Source organism: Saliphagus sp. GCM10025317, assembly GCF_042663665.1.
Classification (GTDB): domain Archaea; phylum Halobacteriota; class Halobacteria; order Halobacteriales; family Natrialbaceae; genus Natronosalvus.
Genome location: NZ_JBHTAQ010000005.1, coordinates 898,406 through 914,530, shown reverse-complemented (window position 1 = coordinate 914,530; position 16,125 = coordinate 898,406). Strand labels below are relative to the sequence as shown.

Below are 16,125 nucleotides of genomic sequence, written 5' to 3'. Positions count from 1 at the left end.
TTTCCGTGAGAACTGGACGGCCCCGCCGTCAACTCTGACGACCGGCAGCGACGATCACCGAAGGCAGGTCCTTACGTCGGCAGTCGTCGGCGTCGGTGACGATGCAATAGCCGCCAGCGGGACACAAGTGAGTAGAGAGGGACGACGCACGAACTGGCATGGACTGTGACCGTGAATCGAATGCCGTGGTAGCTGTCGACGGACCGCCAGGACGGCCGTCCAGTCGTGGGGACTTTTCGTGGACGTGGAACGCGAGTGCTCGAGCGGTCGGCTACGTTCACGGTAGTGGAATCGATCGTCGCCTCGATTGGTTCTGAGCGAGGGTGGACGGAACGCCGTCGCTGATCGGTGTAGCGTTCGATAAAATGAAAACCGCGGGACCGGAACTGCTCCGGTTAGTTCAGCTGCTTAGTCCTGGCGGCGGAGTGCCAGCATCGCAGCGCCGAGGAGTGCGACGAGAGCGACAGCGACGCCGAAGCCGGGCGAACCGTCATCGCCTTCGTCGTCATCGTCGTCTTCGGTGTCGTCACCGTCAGTGTCGTCACCGTCGGTGTCGTCACCGTCAGTGTCGTCACCGTCAGTGTCGTCACCGTCAGTGTCGTCACCGTCAGTGTCGTCACCGTCAGTGTCGTCACCGTCAGTGTCGTCGCCGTCAGTGTCGTCACCGTCAGTGTCGTCACCGTCGGTGTCGTTACCGTCGGTGTCTTCACCTTCTTCGACCGTGAGGGTGCCCTCGTCGATGACCGTGTCACCAACGACGAGCGACCACTCGTAGTCATCAGCGGTGGCCTTGCTGTCCGTGCCTTCGAGCGTCACGGATTCGCCAGCGCCGACGGTCTCTTCCGCGTCGATCACGTTCTTCCCGTCGAAGACGAGCTGAACGGTAGTCGTGGCCTCCTCGTCGCCGTTGTTTTCGAGGTCAACGGAGAACTCGAGGGTGTCACCTTCGACAGCGTCCTCGGGGAGGTTCGCGGTAGCCTTCCAGTTCTCGAGGGAATCGTCAGAGTCGTCTTCGGCTTCGACGATCACGCCTGCGTGCTCGGCCTGTTCGTTGACAGCGCCGGTTGCGCGGACGGTATCGAGTTCCTCACCAACCTCGCGGTCGCTGAGGTCGAACGTCGCGACGGCGCGGTGGTCGTCACCGACTTCGGCCGTCTCGGTCATGACCGAGGTCGCGAAGCGCAGGCGGAAGTCAACTTCCGTACCTGGGGCGACGTTGGTCGATGTGGCGACTTCGGATTCTGCACTGTTGCCGATTTCGACAACGTCGTCGTCGTTGACGTTCTCGAACTCGAGCGTGCGTTCTTCAACGTTGAACTCACTGGAGACTTCTTCGTCTTCGTCAGCAGTGACGTACGGGTTGTCACTGTTGACGGAGAAGGAGACCTCCCAGGTTTCGCCAGCGTCAACGCTTTCGTCATTAGCGCCTTCGTAGCTGGAGAGGTCAGCGACGACGTAGAACGTCTCGTTCTCGGCGTCAGTGACGATCTGAGCGTTGTCAGCGTCAATGAGGTCGTTGACTTCGATGTTGTCGGCGTCACCGTAGCGTGGGTCTTCCGTGTCAGTGAAGTTGAGCGCCAGACCGTCTCCAACCAACTCACCATCACTGTTGAGCATGTAGCCGTACAGACCGTTGGCTTCGACTTGCGTCACGAAGACGTCGTCTTCGGCGAGCGTCGAGCTTTCGGTCATGTCAGCGATCACGTCTTCGATGTCAGCATCGACGGCCGTGTCCTCGGGGGCCACGTACGTCGAGATGTCGCCAGTCGAGCGGGCCTCGAGCAGGAGAACTGCTGCGTCAACTTCGTTACCGGTGTCGACGGAGTCGCCCTGGAACAGTTCCAGGTCGAAGTCAGCGGGCAGCAAGTGAGCGTTGCCCAGTTCGCTGTTCTCGTCTTTAATGGTGACGCTGTCATCGTCATCCTCCGCAGTGAAGGTGTCACCATTGTGGCCTGCTTGGTAGGTGTTGAACAGAACGGTCACTTCGCCGTCACCGTTTCCGTCCTCAACCGTCACGTTCGCTTCGTAGTTCTCGTCTTCTTCGACGAGGTTGAAGGTCGCTTGCTCAGCACCTTCCTCGAACTGAATGGTGATTTCGCCGACGTCACCAGAGACAGCCTGGTAGGTGCTCGAGTCGAAGGCGACGTTAGCGTCGGCTTCTTCGACCGAGAACGAGTCAGTCTCGTCGGAGATACCACTGTCAATCTCGGAGACGCGGACCGTGTAGTCACCCGTCTCGAGGTTCTCAATCGTGCTCAGGTCGAACTCAGCGGATGCTTGACCTTCGGAGTCGAGTGATTTGACTTCGGAAGTAGCAACGGCTTCTCCGTCGCTGTTAAGAAGTTCGAACTCGACATCCAGACCGATATTGTCTGCTTCCGCGGACACTTCAATAGTGTCACTGTCATAGTAGGACTCTGAGACATCCCCGATCTCTAGACCGAGGTCATCGAGAGTCAGAGTGGAAGTCTGACCATCCTCTTCGAACGTGACGTTGATCTGGTCACCGGCTTCGTAGCCGCTGGTGTCCAGCGTCCGAACGTGACTGTCGGCTCCGAGACCACGCGTGATGGTGCCATCAGGAGCCTCGATTTCGACGGTGTCGCCAGCAAGGTCATCGTTGACAATTGCGACGTTTTCGCCGACATAGGCCTCAGGCTGATCGTCGTTGGCCATCGTCACGGTAGTCGACTCGATGTCGTACTCGTCTTCACCGAAGAGCTCGAGAGTTGCGCCAGGCGCGAGTGCCTCGCTCAGTGCGATTTCGAGCCGGTTGTCGGTGGCAGTGAGATCGGCATCTTCCACGGGGACGTCATCTCCATTACGGTCCGTAATGGCGATCTCATCAGCTGTAAATTCGCTTGGAGATCCGTCGAAGACGATCTCAATCAATGCGTTACCGTTTGAATCCTCATAGGATACAGGTCCCTGTTCGACCGAAAGGTCGCTGTGGTTCGACGCAGCGGCGGAACCCGCGAGGGCAGCGCCACCGATCGCGACCACAGAGAGGACCATCAGCGTAGCCATGACGACTGCGCTGAATTTATCCTTATAATTGCCTGTCATTGTTATCGTTGTATTCTGTTACGGCAACAGTATCGTTCCTGCCAATCGCACATTACCGTGCGTGAGGCCATACTTACTACTGTCACCCTGGGTAGGGGTATTAGATACCGAAGAGCCATTGTTATAAATGCTTTGTGGTGGTCTCGAGGTGTGCCAACCCTGCACAATCCCCCTCAGACCCCGTTCAGCCCGGTATTAGCGCCGAACACGGTCGACGTACAACTCGAGAATACATATAAAGGCCAGTAACTGTCACGGAGTAGTGAGGGTCACGGTTTGGCTCAGGATTGACTCCAGCACTGGTGATCAGACCGAACTATCTGCCGGGAGTGAGTGTCCAGGATTGCCGAGAGGATGGAGTATTCGAGTGATCGTAAGACCGGATTACCGCTTCAACGATCCAACCAGTCACGGGAGTGGTGGCGAACGTGATGACGACGTGACGACGATTTGGCTGGCTCGAAACGAGTCGTGCACAGCGTGATCACCCGAGACCGGCTCTCGAGGGGCGCACCGCTCGAGCTGCTCGAGTTGCTCAAACCACTCGAAGTTCCCAAACTACTCGAGCCAGACGAAGCTGTGACACTACACCATCGATCAGCGAGAAGATTCGATACCGTGGAAGCGCAAAAGAGCGTTCGTGACTGTCGATCGCTCTCGAAAACTCAGTCTCGAGTCACAATCTCGATCTCGTGGCCGTCCTGATCCTTCGTGAACGCGTAGCGGTCGTCACACGACTCCGGATCGCGGTAGTCTTCGCTTTCGCGCTCGAGCAACTGGTCCCAGGCCTCGTTCAGGTCGTCCACGGAGACCGCGAGGTGACCCCAGGCGTCGCCCAGTTCGTAGCTCCGACCGTCGTAGTTGTAGGTCAGTTCGACGGTCATCTCCTCCGGGGCGGCCCCCTCCCGCTGGACGAAGTAGTTCGCGAAGGTGTCCGACTCCCAGCGACTGATCTCGTCGTACTCGAACTTCCGCGTCCAGTAGCCAAGTGCCTCGTCGGCGTCCTCGACGCGGATCATCGTGTGGTCGAGGCTCCACTTCGCCCCGTAGTCGCGCTTGACAATCTCGATCTCGTGACCGTCGGGGTCCTTGACGAACGCGTAGCGGTTCCCGCAGGACTCAGGATCGCGGTAGTCCTCGACGCCCTCGTCCATCAGCTGCTGGTAGCTCGACTCGAGTTCGTCCTCGGGAACCCGGACGGCGATGTGTCCCCAGGCGTCGCCCACCTCGTAGCTCCGATCGTCGTGGTTGTACGTCAACTCGAGGACCGCGCCATCCTCGTGGTCGTCCTCGGGACCGAGGTAGACGTTGGTGAAGGTGTCGGCCTCCCAGCGTCCCTTCTCCTCGTAGTCGAAGTGGGTGCCGTACCACTCCAGGCTCTCCTCGAGGTCCTCGACGCGCAGCATGACGTGATCGAGCGTAGCGTCCATGCCCAGAAACTCGGCCGCCGGGAGGAAAAGGCTAGCGGAGGCGGCGACCGGGGGGAGAGAAGAGGAGAAATCGACGGCGCTTTCCCGCTCCCGTGCGCGCCCACGCGTATGGACACACTCTATTTCGCCACCGGCAACGCAGGCAAACTCGAGGAGGCCCGCGAGTACCTCGACGGGCAGGCGGTCCTCGAGCAGATCGAGTACGACTACACCGAGATCCAGAGCGACGACCTGGGCGAGATCGCTGCGACGGGCGCTCGGGAGACCTACGACGCGATGACAACTGGCGACGCGCTAGCGGGCGACGGCGAGCTAGCGGGAGACGACGAGCTGGCGACCGAGAAAGCCGACATCGACGGCGTCCTCGTCGACGACACCGGCCTCTTCGTCGACGCCCTCGGCGGTTTCCCGGGGCCATACTCGGCCTACGTCGAGACGACCGTCGGCGTCGAACGCGTCTGGCGACTGCTCGAGGCCGAGGACGAATCCAATCGTCGCGCACACTTCCGCACGGTCATGGCCTACGCCGACGCCGAGGGCGTCGAGACCTTCGAGGGGTCGGTCGCGGGAACCATCGTCGCCCCGCGGGGCGAGGCGGGCTTTGGCTACGATCCGATCTTCGAGTACAACGGGCAGACGTTCGCGGAGATGATGGCCGCGGAGAAGAATTCCATCTCCCATCGCGGGCGTGCGCTGGCCGCGTTCACCGACTGGTACGCGGATCGGTAGTCCTCGGAACCCGCTCGAGTGACGAACTGGCTCGAGCGACGTGAATGAATTAGACGGTGCGAACGACTCGGACGACGCGAACGACTCGAGTACCCCGACACCCGTAGGAATCGAATACGACGGGGTACGCCACCTATACTAAACCGCGGGCGACTGGTTGGCCTCCCCGATGGAGCAACACCCACTCGCCGACCGCCGCGTCCTCGTCACCGGTGGCGCCGGCTTCATCGGCAGCCACCTCGTCGACGCGCTGGCTCCCCACGCGGAGGTTCGCGTCCTCGACAACTTCGTCAACGGGACGCGCGAGCACGTCCACGACGACGCGACCGTGATCGAGGGCGACCTCCGCGATCCGATCGCCCTCCAGCGCGCGGCTCGCGGCGTCGACGTCATCTTTCACGAGGGCGCCATCGTTAGCGTCACCGAGAGCGTCGACGACCCCCGGCATACGAACGACGTCAACCTCGAGGGAACCCTGGGCGTGCTCGAGCAGGCCCGCCTCGAGGACGCCCGGGTCGTCCTGGCCTCGAGCGCGGCGATCTACGGCCACCCCGAAAGCGTTCCGGTCGCGGAGACGGACTCCCTGCGTCCGACCTCGCCGTACGGGATCCAGAAGCTCGCCCTCGATCACTACGCACGCGCGTACAACCAGTTATATGGCCTCGAGACGGTAGCCCTGCGATACTTCAACGCCTACGGCCCTCGCCAGCAGGGTCCCTACAGCGGCGTGATCGCGACGTTCCTCGAGCAGGCTCGCGCCGGCGAGCCGATCACCATCGAGGGCGACGGCGAGCAGACGCGCGACTTCGTACACGTCTCGGACGTCGTCCGGGCGAACCTCCTGGCGGCGACGACCGACGCGGTCGGGAAGGCGTACAACGTCGGAACGGGTACGCGGACGTCGATCCGGACGCTCGCCGAGACGATCCGAGACGTCACCGCTTCGGACTCGGACATCGTCCACGTCGAGCCCCGCCCGGGCGACGTCCGCCACAGCGTCGCGTCCGTGGCTCGAGCGAGCGACGAGCTCGACTTTGCGGCACGAATCGACCTCGAGTCGGGGCTCGAGCGGCTCGTCGAAGCGGGGACGGACTCTCGAGGGGCGCAGCGGGCAGCGGGTCGACCGACGAACGAGGTCGGTGGCGAGCGAGAGACGGCCGGCAGCCGGCAGGATGCGTAGGACGTGTAGAACGTGAAGTGCGCGCAGGACAGGAAGAGTGGACAGGACGCGCAGGATGTGTCGGACGGCCCCGTCCACGATCTGGGTCAGAATTCGCTTTCAGACTCGGTAATCGTCACGGAAGCTACAACGTACGGCGACGGGAATCCGACGAAGCCTCCACGTGAGAGACTCGAGACAGCCACGGCTTCTTGGGAGTCACGCTCGCGTGCGTGTAGGACGCCGATAACTAACGATGGAGCGGCCCTACTCCCTGGGTATGGCTACAATCGACAGCATCATCGTGTTCGCCGTGAGCTTGCTCATCGGAGCCCTCGGAATCTACGTCGGGGCCAGAGTCATCGTCGACACGGAGGACTACACCTACGCCCTGGTCACGGCTCTCATCGGGGCGATCGTCTGGGGCGTCGTCGGGTTCTTCCTCGGCTGGATCCCACTCCTGGGCCCAGCGATCGTCCTCATCGCGTACCTCACGGTGATCAATGCCCGCTATCCAGGCGGCTGGATTCAGGCGGCAGCGATCACGCTCGTGGCCTGGCTGAGCGTGCTCATCGTGCTCTACATCCTCGCGTTCCTCGGCGTGACGACGTTCGACGCGGCGGGGGTCCCGGGCGTCTGAGCCGAGACTGTCGGATCGAATTGTTGAAGCCTCGATGAACGTCACACGCCGGCTCTCCCCGCGCCGGACGCGACCTCGAGGCGACCTCTCGAGTCGCCTGAGTGTCGCCGAATACAATATCACTTGTACTCTTATAAAAACTACTTTAGCGCCACGTGTCGATGATTGCTGACAGACCCCCACAGAACGGCGTATCGACCAGTCTCAACCGATTTACACTCGTCGCATGAATCCAGCCACCATCTCCAACCCGGTCGTATCCGCCCCAGCCGAGTGGTCGATCCTCGAGTGGTCGATCACCGGTATCGGTGCCCAGACACATGCACAGGTGTTCGCGCTCCAGACACGCCTCCAGGCCCAGACCCAGGGCGGCGAGGAGTCTCACCTGGCCGCGATCGTCGGCATCCTGGCGCTGGCGTTTCTGGGCGGTGGCCTGGTTCTCCGGAAGCGACTCGAGGCCGGGGCCGAGGCGGACTCGAGGGATTCAACCGAGGGCGAGTCGATGCTTACCGACCGCGAGCAGGTGTGCTCGCTGATCCAGCGAAACGGCGGGCGGATGAAGCAGTCGGCGATCGTCGACTCAGTCGACTGGTCGAAGGCGAAGGTGAGTCGCCTGCTGGCCGACCTTGAGGACGAGGGCGAGATCACGAAGTTGCGGATCGGTCGCGAGAACCTCGTGTGTATTCGGGGGAACGAGCCCACCGCGAGCCGCTCGAGCGAGCCGCCGCGCGATCCCCAGTAGGTATCGAGTACACGACGCGGTGTCCGACGCAAACCCCAACGAAATGCCTCATTTCTGCCGCGGGCGCCGGTTGGAACGGCGACGGTAAGGAGCAGTTTGTCGTTTCCCGTCGAAAGCGTTGGGCCGGTTTATGCCCGCCTTCGTCAAGTTTCGAACGCCTTTACGGCACGAGATGACATGAGCACACGAAAACACGTAGTCGTCGTACTCGTCGCCCTTATGATGCTGACGAGTGGTGTTGCCCTGGTGGGGGCGGCATCCGCATCAGGAGCGAGCCTGGCAATACAGGACGACGAGGCGAACGACACAGAGAACGATACAGCGAACGACACAGAGAACGACACTAGCGAAGCGGACAACGAGACCGCACAACCGTCCGCGAGCGTGACGTTCAGCGACCAGACCACCGACGGGACCTCCGTCGTCGTCGACGAGGTGACGATGGAGGAAGGCGGCTTCGTGACGATCCACGATAGCTCACTGCTCGTCGGCAACGCTCTCGAGAGCGTCCTCGGAACCTCCGAGTACCTCGAGGCGGGCACGCACGAAGACGTCGAGGTCCAACTCGACTCCTCGCTCGAGGAGAGCGAGACGCTGATCGCGATGCCCCACCTCGATACGAACGACAACGAGACCTACGACTTCGTCGAGACCGAGGGCGAAGACGACGGTCCCTACCTCACCGAAGACGGTGAGCCGGTGACCGATGAGGCTGCGGTGACCCTCGAGTCGGCAGAAGAGCCGGCTAACGAGACCGACGACGTCGAGGACTCGGAAGCGGACAACGAGACCGACGACGCCGAAGCTGAGAAGCCGTCTGAGTGCCCCGTCGAGGAGGATGACGGCGACGACGCTGACGACGAGCACGACGGCGTCGATAACGAGACCGACGACGCTGACGAACCACCGGCCGACGACACTGACGAGGAACCAGCCGACGACGCTGACGAAGAACCGGCAGACCACGCCGACGAAGAACCAACCAACGACAGCGACGACGCTCCCGTCATGGAGTCCGACGCTGACGCCGTCGAAGACGGCGTGACGATCGTCAACGCGAACTTCTCGTCGGTGACGATCGAGGAAGTCACGATCGAGAACGTCTACATCCTCGTCCTCGACGACGAGGAGGCGCTCGACCGGCTCGAGGAGATGCTGGGTGACGAAGAGAACGTAACCGTCGTCGACGGTGAAGACGACATGGATGGCGTCCACGATAACGAGACTGACGACGATGGTCTCGACGACAACGAGACCGACGACGGCCTTGACGACGATGACGGCCTCGACGACAATGAGACCGACGATGACGGCCTAGACGACGAGGACGGCCTCGATGACGACGATGGTCTCGACGACAACGAGACTGACGAGGACGGCCTCGACGACAACGAGACCGACGATGATGGTCTCGATGATGACGATGGCCACGACGATAACGAGACTGACGATGATGGTCTCGATGATGACGATGGCCACGACGATAACGAGACTGACGATGATGACGGTCTCGATGACAACGAAACAGACGACGGTCTCGACGACGATGATGGCCTCGATGACAACGAGACCGACGACGGCTTAGACGACAACGAGACTGATGATGGCCTCGATGACAACGAGACTGATGATGGCCTCGATGACAACGAGACTGACGACGGCCTCGACGGCGACATGGAATCGTTCACCATCGAAAGCCTCGAGGCACCGGAGAACGCCACCGCCGGTGACACCATCACGGTCAATGCGACCGTCACCAATCCCAACGACGAGGAGGCCACCCAGGACGTCGAATTCAGGCTCCAGGGCGACCTCATCGAGTCACAATCGGTGACGCTCGACGGTGACGAGAGCGATACGGTTGAGTTCGAGGTCGACACCACCGGCGTCGAGGCTGGTGAGTACGTCCATATGGTCCTCACCGACGAGTTCGGCGAGGTCGCCTTCATCGAGCTGACGGAGGAAGACGAGATGGACGACGACACCGAGACTGACGAGGACGATGCAGACGATAACGAAACCGACACTGACGACAACGACACTGACGAGACCGACGACTACGACGACAACGAAACAGACGACAACGAAACCGACGACACGGATACGGACTCCCGTATCCCGATCGGTGTCATCGGACCGGTCTAAGTACGACCGGACGTCGAATCGCTATTTTTCAGTCGCCCGTCACCGGACCCGTGAACGTGCGTCCGCTCGAGAAACTGACGAGGTGCCGAACGGACGACCGACGGAGTGAACCAGTCGACTCGCTCGAGTAGTCACAGGAAACCGATGCTCTTTTCGATCGATCGCCTCACGTCCCAGTCATGGACGCCCAGGACGACGTCACGGCATTTCTCGAGCGTCACGACCTCGAGACGGATCCGGCCTATCGCGCCCTCGACCTCGCCTCCGAGGTCGGCGAGGTGGCGAAGGAGATCAACGAGTCAACGACGTACGGGGCTGACCCCGAGGTCGTCGCCATCGCTCGAGACGAACTCGGAGATGCACTCTTCGCCCTGCTCGCACTCTGTACCGAAGTCGACGTCGATGCCGGAGACGCTCTCGAGGAATCGCTCGCGAAGTACGAACGACGGCTCGAGACGAGCGGGAGCCCGGACTCTGGATCGTGAGGAACTGACGGCCAAGACGAGCGATAAGTCGAAGCCAGGGTCGCGAACGAGGAGAGGGCGTGCGAACCCCACCCGTGACAAATGGTTTCGATTCGAAACCGGTCGACCATGCCGCGTCGGGAAGTGCTTTTAAGCGGAGGCTTCTAGGCTCGCGTGATTCCGGTGGTCCGTCGCGTCCCGAACCCGTTTCGATTGCTGATTCTCTGGATCGGCTTCGCCCTCGCTCGAGCGGGGCTGATCGAGCGCGAACGGGCCCGGCGGACGACCGACCTCGCGTGGCCGCGCATCGTCACCGGCATCGCCCGCATGTCGAAGAGCGCCGTCGACGTCGCGATGGTCGGTATCGCGGTCGGCTCGTCGGCCATCGCCGGCGTCGGATTCGCCGGCCCGTTCTGGGGGCTCGCGTTCTCGGTGGGGGGCGGGGTCGCCGGCGGCACCATCGCGCTCGTCTCCCAGCGCTACGGCGCCGAGGCCTACGACCAGCTCGGACAGGCCGTTCGCTCGAGCGTCTTCCTCGTGGTCGTCGTCTCGCTCCCGATTACGGCCACCTTCTGGCTGTACGCCGAGTCATTCATCGGACTGATCACGGACAACCCGGACGCGATTCGGTACGGATCCGACTACCTCCAGGTCGTCGCCCTCGGCATCCCCTTCGCGGGACTCAACCTCATCGGAAGCCGCGTGTTCGTCGGCATGGACGACGCCTGGACCCCGATGGTCGTCCGGGCCGGCGGCGCCGTCGCCAACATTGGGATCAACGCCGTGTTGATCTTCGGCCTCGACCTGGGCGTCGTCGGCGCCGCCCTCGGGACCGTCCTCTCGAACGTCGTCGTCACCGCGGTGTTCGCGGTCGGCCTGACCGCTGGTCGGTTGCCCGGGACGAGGGAATTTCCCGTCCGCGTCGATCCCGTCGGGAGCTACGTGGACACCCCGACGCTGCGGGACCTGGTCACCATCGGCCTCCCCGTGTTCGGGACCAACCTCGTCTGGACCCTCGCCGAGTTCCCCATGCTCGCCATCGTCGACGTCTTCGGCGAGGACACCGTCGCCGCCTACGTCATCGCCCGACGCATCTGGGGCGTCATGAACACTCCCGGCTGGGGCTTCGGGCTGGCCTCCTCGAGTCTGGTCGGGCAGGTACTCGGCACCGGCGACGAGGGGACGGCCGAGCAGTACGGCCGCGAGATCATCCGCTTCGCCGTCGCCGTCTACGCAGTCTCTGCGTTCCTGGTCTTCGTCTTCGCCGAGCAGATCACGCTGCTGTTCAGCAACGATCCGACGGATCCCGCGATTCCGATCGCCGTCTCGCTCGTCCACGCCGCCTGCGTGGCCGTCGTGCTTCGCGGCGTGTCCGGCGGTGCCTCAGGCCCGCTCAACGCCAGCGGCGACACCCGGTGGCCGTTCTACAGCCAGTTCCTCGGGATGTTCGGCTTCGCGATTCCGCTCGCGTACCTCGGCGCGAACGGCCTCGAGCTCCCGCCGCTCGAGGCCGCCGTCCCCCTCGTCGACGCCACGATTGCGGTCCCCGGCATCTCGATACCCGCGATCGGGCTGATGGGCCTGTACCTCGCGTTCGTCGCCGAAACGACCGTCCCCGCGGCGGTCAACTACTACCGGTTCTCGACGGGGAAGTGGAAGCGAATCAGCCGGTCGTACCGCCCGGAGACGCCAACGGCGGACGACTGACGGCCGAAGCGGTAACTTTCTTTCCGTTTCTCGAGACCGAAACGCAGATGTACGAGGCTCGAGTAGGAAGCGACGAGAATGACGGTCGAGTCCTGCTCGGCAAGGGGTGGCGTCGAGGGAGACGCGTCGATCGTCGCGTCCTCTGTCCAACTATTTCAAAGTCGTTTCTCGAGCGCTCGACGTCGCATCCAGCGCGAGGGGCGAGTGGTGTCCGGCGAGCGGGAAGAACGCGATCGATACGAGCGACCAGAGGAATGTGAGGACGGCGACGGATCAGACGAAGGCGACCGACGCGAGGTGATCGCTACGTGAGCGAGGTCCGCGTTCGCGTCGCCGACGCCGTCGACGCCTACCTCCAGCGCAAGGCCGTCGGCAACCCGGACGGGCCCGGCGCCGGCACCTACGCCTCGAACGCCGAGTCCGTCCTCCGTCGGTGGGCCGAGTGGCTCGAGCGCGAACACGCCGTCGCCTCGCTGTTCGACCTCGACGTCGAACACATGCGCGCCTACGCCGAGGAACTCGACGACAGAACCCGCCGAGGCGACTACACCGCCTCGACGGCCGGCACCTACTTCGCCGTCGTCAGGGCCTTCCTCTCCTGGTGCGTCCGCGGTGGCATCCTCGAGACCAATCCGGCCGCGACCGACGCCGCCGAGGGAGCCCTCCCGGTCGACGACGGCGCCGACGCCAGCGACCGATCCTGGACCCGCGAGCAGCGCGACGCGCTCGAGGCGTTCGTCCGCGAGCGGTCGCTCGAGGCCGAGGACGCCCCCAGATCCGAGCGCCTCGCCCGACTGCGCGAGTACGCGATGGTCGCCGTGCTGGCTCACTCCGGGGTCCGCGGTGCCGAACTCTTCCGGGTGCCCGAGGACGACCGCCGCACCGGGGCAACCTGGGCCGACGTCGACTTCTACTCGGGAACGATCCGCGTCCTGGGGCGATCACAGCGCCTCGAGGACGTCCCGTTGCCGGCCTCGGCGCGGACGCCACTTCGGCGCTACCGCGTCGTCCAGGATCCGCCCTCGAACGAGTGGCCGCTGTTCCCGACCCGTCACGCCCCCTCGGTCGCCCGGCGGGTGCGAACGGTCCTCGAGGAACGCGGGTTCGACACCGAGGAGATCGAATCGCTCTGTGAGAAGCACACGTCCGCGGAACTCTCGCGACGGTTCGCTATCGCGCCGCCGGCGATCACCACCGAGGGCGCGCGTTCGATCCTGAAGCGGCTGTGTACGGCCGCCGAGATCGACGTCGGTGGGGACTACCTGACCCCGCGGGGAGCGCGGACGGGGCTGGGCGAGCGAACCTATCCAGGCGAACAAGCGTCGGTGGAGACGGCCCTCCGCCAACAGTCGTCGGAGCAATCGATCGCCGTCGTCGAGGATCGGCCCGACCTGGGGCTCGGCGGTGTCGACGATCTGGTGGACGTGGAGGTGGATGTCGACGCGGGCGCGAACGCGGGTACAGACGTCGACGCGGACGAATCCTGATCGAGGCGACGCGGGCACCCCGAGCGCCCGGTGGCCCGATGTTCGAGGCTCGAGGCTCGAGATCCGGTTCCCGAGGTCAGTCCGCCGAAACGGCCCGCTGTTCGACCGTCCCCACCGCCGCCCCACCCTGCTCACAGAGCAGTTCCGTAACGTACGCCGCGACGTCGATTTTGTCCTCGAACAGCCGTTCCCGACGCGCTCGCCAGCGCGTCCTCGTCTCGGGGTCCTGGACGATTTCCCGAACCAGCTCGAGTCCCTCCTCCTCGTCGGGCGTCGACCGGAGCAGGTCGTAAGTTTCCTCGAGTTCGACGAAGTTGGTCATGTCCGTCTCGCGGGCGGCGAACGACTGGATGCGGACGGTCGGCGTCCCGAGCAGTGCCGACTCGGTCGCCATCGTCGCCGAGTCGCCCGCGTAGCAGTCGGCGAAGTAGAGCAGGTCGTGGATCAGCGTCGGCGCCACCGGCAGCTGGTAGGCCTCGAGGTCCGACGGCAGCGGGTCCGTACTCGTGATGTAGACGTCGCCGTACTCTTCGAGCATCGAGACGAGGCGGCGCTTGCCCCCGAGCGAGAGGCCACCCTCGCCGACGTCGTGGAGCGCGTCCCATCGGCGGAACCGGAGGACGAAGTACGTGGCGTCGGGGTCGACGCCGTGGGCGACCAGCGCATCCGGATCGGGTTCGAAGTAGTCCGGGTGGAGGTAGGCGAGTTCGTGGAAGCCGTCGTAGCGGACGTGGTTCGCGCCGTAGTCCTCGTCGTAGTGACGCGGGGTGGCGACCACGTGGGCGAACGGGGTCGTGATCCGGTGGGAGGTCGTCCCCTCGTTGTCGACGAAGACGACGCTCCGGGCGCCGACGAGCGGGGCGACGTGCGAGACCGCGACGCCGCCGATGGCAGTCATCACGTCCGGACCGATCTTCCGAACTCGCCGGAGCAGGCGGAGTTCGTAGGCCAGTTGCACCTTCGCGAGTTCCGACAGCGAGTCCTGGGGGCCCGTCAGCACCTCGTGGGGGATTCCGTAGGCGTTGAGCAGCGGCACGGCCAGGTCGTTCTCGCGGGCGAAGACAAACACCTCGTGGTCCCGCGCCTCGAGTTCGTCGATGACGTGGCGGTAGAAGTGGACGTGGGCGGGGTGCTGGATGGTCACGACGGCCTTCATTCCTCGGTCACCACCGTCACCGTGCCAACGTTGGCCTCGTGGTCGAGCGTCATCGCGAACGCGAGACACATCGCCCCGAGGAAGGCGTAGAGGACGGTCCAGCCGATTCGACCGGTCCGCGTCTCGGCACGGGCGCGATTGGCCGCCGCCCACCCGAACGCCGCGGTCGCCAGCAACCAACCCGCGACGCCGAGCCCGTAGAGCACCACCAGCGGGTGGAACTCGCGGACGACGTACCGTCGACCGAGTCGGCGCAGGAAGCCCGTCAAGAGGAGTTTCGAGAGCCGTGGTACGAAGGTCCGGTACTCGATGTGACTCCGTTCGTCGCCGTAGACCGCCGGCATCGACACGTCCGCGATCCGGTAGCCGGCCGTATTGAGTTCGACGAGCAGGTCGTTCGCGAAGCCGTACTCCTCGTAGAGGGCGTCCAGGTCGACGGCCTCGAGCGCTCCCCTCGAGATGGCCGTGTAGCCGTTCTGGGGGTCCATCATCTCCCAGTAGCCGCTGGCGACCTTCGTCAGGACGGTCAGGGTGACGTTGCCGAAGAGCCGCCAGTTCGACATCGACTCGCGGTGGTCGCGGTCCGCGAGGCGGTTGCCCTTGGCGTATTCGGCCTGGCCCTCGACGATCGGATCGAGCAGCCGGTGTAGCTGATCGGGGTCCATCTGAGCATCGCCGGCCATGACCGCGGTGACGTCCATTCCGTCCTCGAGGGCGCGCTGGTAGCCGGTCTTGATGGCGCCGCCGACGCCGCGGTTTCGCTCGTGGCGGATGGGAACGACCGTCGTCGAGGCGTCCTTGCTGGCCTCGTCGTCACGCTGGCCCGAGCGGTCGGACGTCTCGAGGGAGGCTTCGGACCGCTGTGCGTGGTCGTCGATCGGGCGGTCGAGTTCGCGTTCTCGCTCGATGCTGCTCAGGTCCGTCTCTGGGAGGCGATCCGTCTCGGCATCGGTGCTGGAGGCGACGCTCGAGCCGCCGTCGGGAGCCGTCCGGTCGGGTTGGTCAGAACGATCGGCCCGCCCCCCTCCATCACTCGAGGCCTGGACGGCGCTCGAGGAACCGTTTCCGTCCGTCACAAGTTGCGGGGTCGCCCGCTCGGCGTAGCGCGTGATCTCGTCCCAGGTGCCGTCCGTCGAACGGTCGTCGACGACGTACACCCGGTCGACGAACGCGGGCATCGTCTCGATCACTCGGCCGACGAACCCCTCCTCGTTGTAGGCAGGCACCACGACGCCGACGCTGTGTGCTCGGTACACGGTGCTCACCTCCGCGCAGGCGACGTACTCGGAGGGCGAGCGTCGAACTCGCGGGGAGCCGGTATCGGTACGTGGAGAGAAGTGCGTCTCATCTACGACTGAGATTCGTCCGTTCGCCCATTGTTATGCGACGCTTGCGGGAGC

The 16,125-nt window shown here is 63.9% G+C and carries 12 protein-coding genes and 1 pseudogene; 8 read left to right on the top strand and 5 right to left on the bottom strand.

The window, feature by feature from the left end; translation table 11 throughout:
- Nucleotides 1-408 precede the first annotated feature (408 nt).
- The 3 genes and pseudogenes from ACFQS4_RS06545 to ACFQS4_RS06535 all read right to left on the bottom strand — a co-directional run bounded on the left by ACFQS4_RS06545 (nt 409) and on the right by ACFQS4_RS06535 (nt 4,496).
- Nucleotides 409-2,805: a DUF7827 domain-containing protein gene (locus tag ACFQS4_RS06545; protein WP_500193755.1), complete on the bottom strand. Its 2,397-nt coding sequence runs from the start codon at nt 2,803-2,805 to the stop codon at nt 409-411.
- Between the two features lie 159 nt (nt 2,806-2,964).
- Nucleotides 2,965-3,066 (bottom strand): annotated as a pseudogene (locus ACFQS4_RS06540) (surface glycoprotein); the annotation flags it as partial.
- A 665-nt stretch (nt 3,067-3,731) separates the two neighbouring features.
- Nucleotides 3,732-4,496, bottom strand: a complete 765-nt coding sequence (locus ACFQS4_RS06535) for a VOC family protein (protein ID WP_497902845.1) — start codon at nt 4,494-4,496, stop codon at nt 3,732-3,734.
- A 108-nt stretch (nt 4,497-4,604) separates the two neighbouring features.
- Here ACFQS4_RS06535 and ACFQS4_RS06530 point away from each other — a divergent pair, with 108 nt between their 5' ends.
- From ACFQS4_RS06530 to ACFQS4_RS06495, 8 genes are all read left to right on the top strand, one after another.
- A complete protein-coding gene (locus tag ACFQS4_RS06530; protein WP_497902844.1) occupies nt 4,605-5,225 on the top strand; it encodes a non-canonical purine NTP pyrophosphatase in 621 nt (206 codons plus the stop codon).
- A gap of 169 nt (nt 5,226-5,394) precedes the next feature.
- The gene (locus ACFQS4_RS06525) at nt 5,395-6,405 is read left to right on the top strand and encodes an NAD-dependent epimerase/dehydratase family protein (RefSeq protein WP_497902843.1); all 1,011 of its coding nucleotides are present in this window, start codon (nt 5,395-5,397) and stop codon (nt 6,403-6,405) included.
- A gap of 259 nt (nt 6,406-6,664) precedes the next feature.
- Nucleotides 6,665-7,024: a hypothetical protein gene (locus ACFQS4_RS06520; RefSeq protein WP_254159788.1), complete on the top strand. Its 360-nt coding sequence runs from the start codon at nt 6,665-6,667 to the stop codon at nt 7,022-7,024.
- A 226-nt stretch (nt 7,025-7,250) separates the two neighbouring features.
- Nucleotides 7,251-7,766: a helix-turn-helix transcriptional regulator gene (locus ACFQS4_RS06515; protein ID WP_497902842.1), complete on the top strand. Its 516-nt coding sequence runs from the start codon at nt 7,251-7,253 to the stop codon at nt 7,764-7,766.
- A 177-nt stretch (nt 7,767-7,943) separates the two neighbouring features.
- Nucleotides 7,944-9,911 carry a DUF7282 domain-containing protein gene (locus ACFQS4_RS06510; protein ID WP_497902841.1) on the top strand — a complete coding sequence of 656 codons (1,968 nt, stop codon included), beginning with the start codon at nt 7,944-7,946 and terminating at the stop codon, nt 9,909-9,911.
- A 179-nt stretch (nt 9,912-10,090) separates the two neighbouring features.
- Nucleotides 10,091-10,396, top strand: a complete 306-nt coding sequence (locus ACFQS4_RS06505) for a MazG nucleotide pyrophosphohydrolase domain-containing protein (protein ID WP_497902840.1) — start codon at nt 10,091-10,093, stop codon at nt 10,394-10,396.
- 162 nt (nt 10,397-10,558) lie between these two features.
- The gene (locus ACFQS4_RS06500; RefSeq protein ID WP_497902839.1) at nt 10,559-12,082 is read left to right on the top strand and encodes an MATE family efflux transporter; all 1,524 of its coding nucleotides are present in this window, start codon (nt 10,559-10,561) and stop codon (nt 12,080-12,082) included.
- 308 nt (nt 12,083-12,390) lie between these two features.
- Complete coding sequence (locus ACFQS4_RS06495) at nt 12,391-13,569, top strand: tyrosine-type recombinase/integrase (RefSeq protein WP_497902838.1); 1,179 nt, start codon at nt 12,391-12,393, stop codon at nt 13,567-13,569.
- Nucleotides 13,570-13,645: 76 nt separating this feature from the next.
- On the opposite strand, the gene ACFQS4_RS06490 is transcribed toward ACFQS4_RS06495, so the two are convergent.
- Nucleotides 13,646-14,725: a DUF354 domain-containing protein gene (locus ACFQS4_RS06490; RefSeq protein ID WP_497902837.1), complete on the bottom strand. Its 1,080-nt coding sequence runs from the start codon at nt 14,723-14,725 to the stop codon at nt 13,646-13,648.
- The gene (locus tag ACFQS4_RS06485) at nt 14,722-15,981 is read right to left on the bottom strand and encodes a glycosyltransferase family 2 protein (RefSeq protein WP_497902836.1); all 1,260 of its coding nucleotides are present in this window, start codon (nt 15,979-15,981) and stop codon (nt 14,722-14,724) included. Before ACFQS4_RS06485 ends, ACFQS4_RS06490 begins: the two co-directional genes overlap by 4 nt.
- Between the last annotated feature and the right edge of the window lie 144 nt (nt 15,982-16,125).

Excerpts from the sequence above, each read along its gene's own strand:
- ACFQS4_RS06535 (WP_497902845.1), bottom strand. The coding sequence starts at position 4,496 with ATGGACGCTACGCTCGATCACGTCATGCTGCGCGTCGAGGACCTCGAG.
- ACFQS4_RS06530 (WP_497902844.1), top strand. The coding sequence starts at position 4,605 with ATGGACACACTCTATTTCGCCACCGGCAACGCAGGCAAACTCGAGGAG.
- ACFQS4_RS06525 (WP_497902843.1), top strand. The coding sequence starts at position 5,395 with ATGGAGCAACACCCACTCGCCGACCGCCGCGTCCTCGTCACCGGTGGC.
- ACFQS4_RS06520 (WP_254159788.1), top strand. The coding sequence starts at position 6,665 with ATGGCTACAATCGACAGCATCATCGTGTTCGCCGTGAGCTTGCTCATC.
- ACFQS4_RS06515 (WP_497902842.1), top strand. The coding sequence starts at position 7,251 with ATGAATCCAGCCACCATCTCCAACCCGGTCGTATCCGCCCCAGCCGAG.
- ACFQS4_RS06510 (WP_497902841.1), top strand. The coding sequence starts at position 7,944 with ATGAGCACACGAAAACACGTAGTCGTCGTACTCGTCGCCCTTATGATG.
- ACFQS4_RS06505 (WP_497902840.1), top strand. The coding sequence starts at position 10,091 with ATGGACGCCCAGGACGACGTCACGGCATTTCTCGAGCGTCACGACCTC.
- ACFQS4_RS06490 (WP_497902837.1), bottom strand. The coding sequence starts at position 14,725 with ATGAAGGCCGTCGTGACCATCCAGCACCCCGCCCACGTCCACTTCTAC.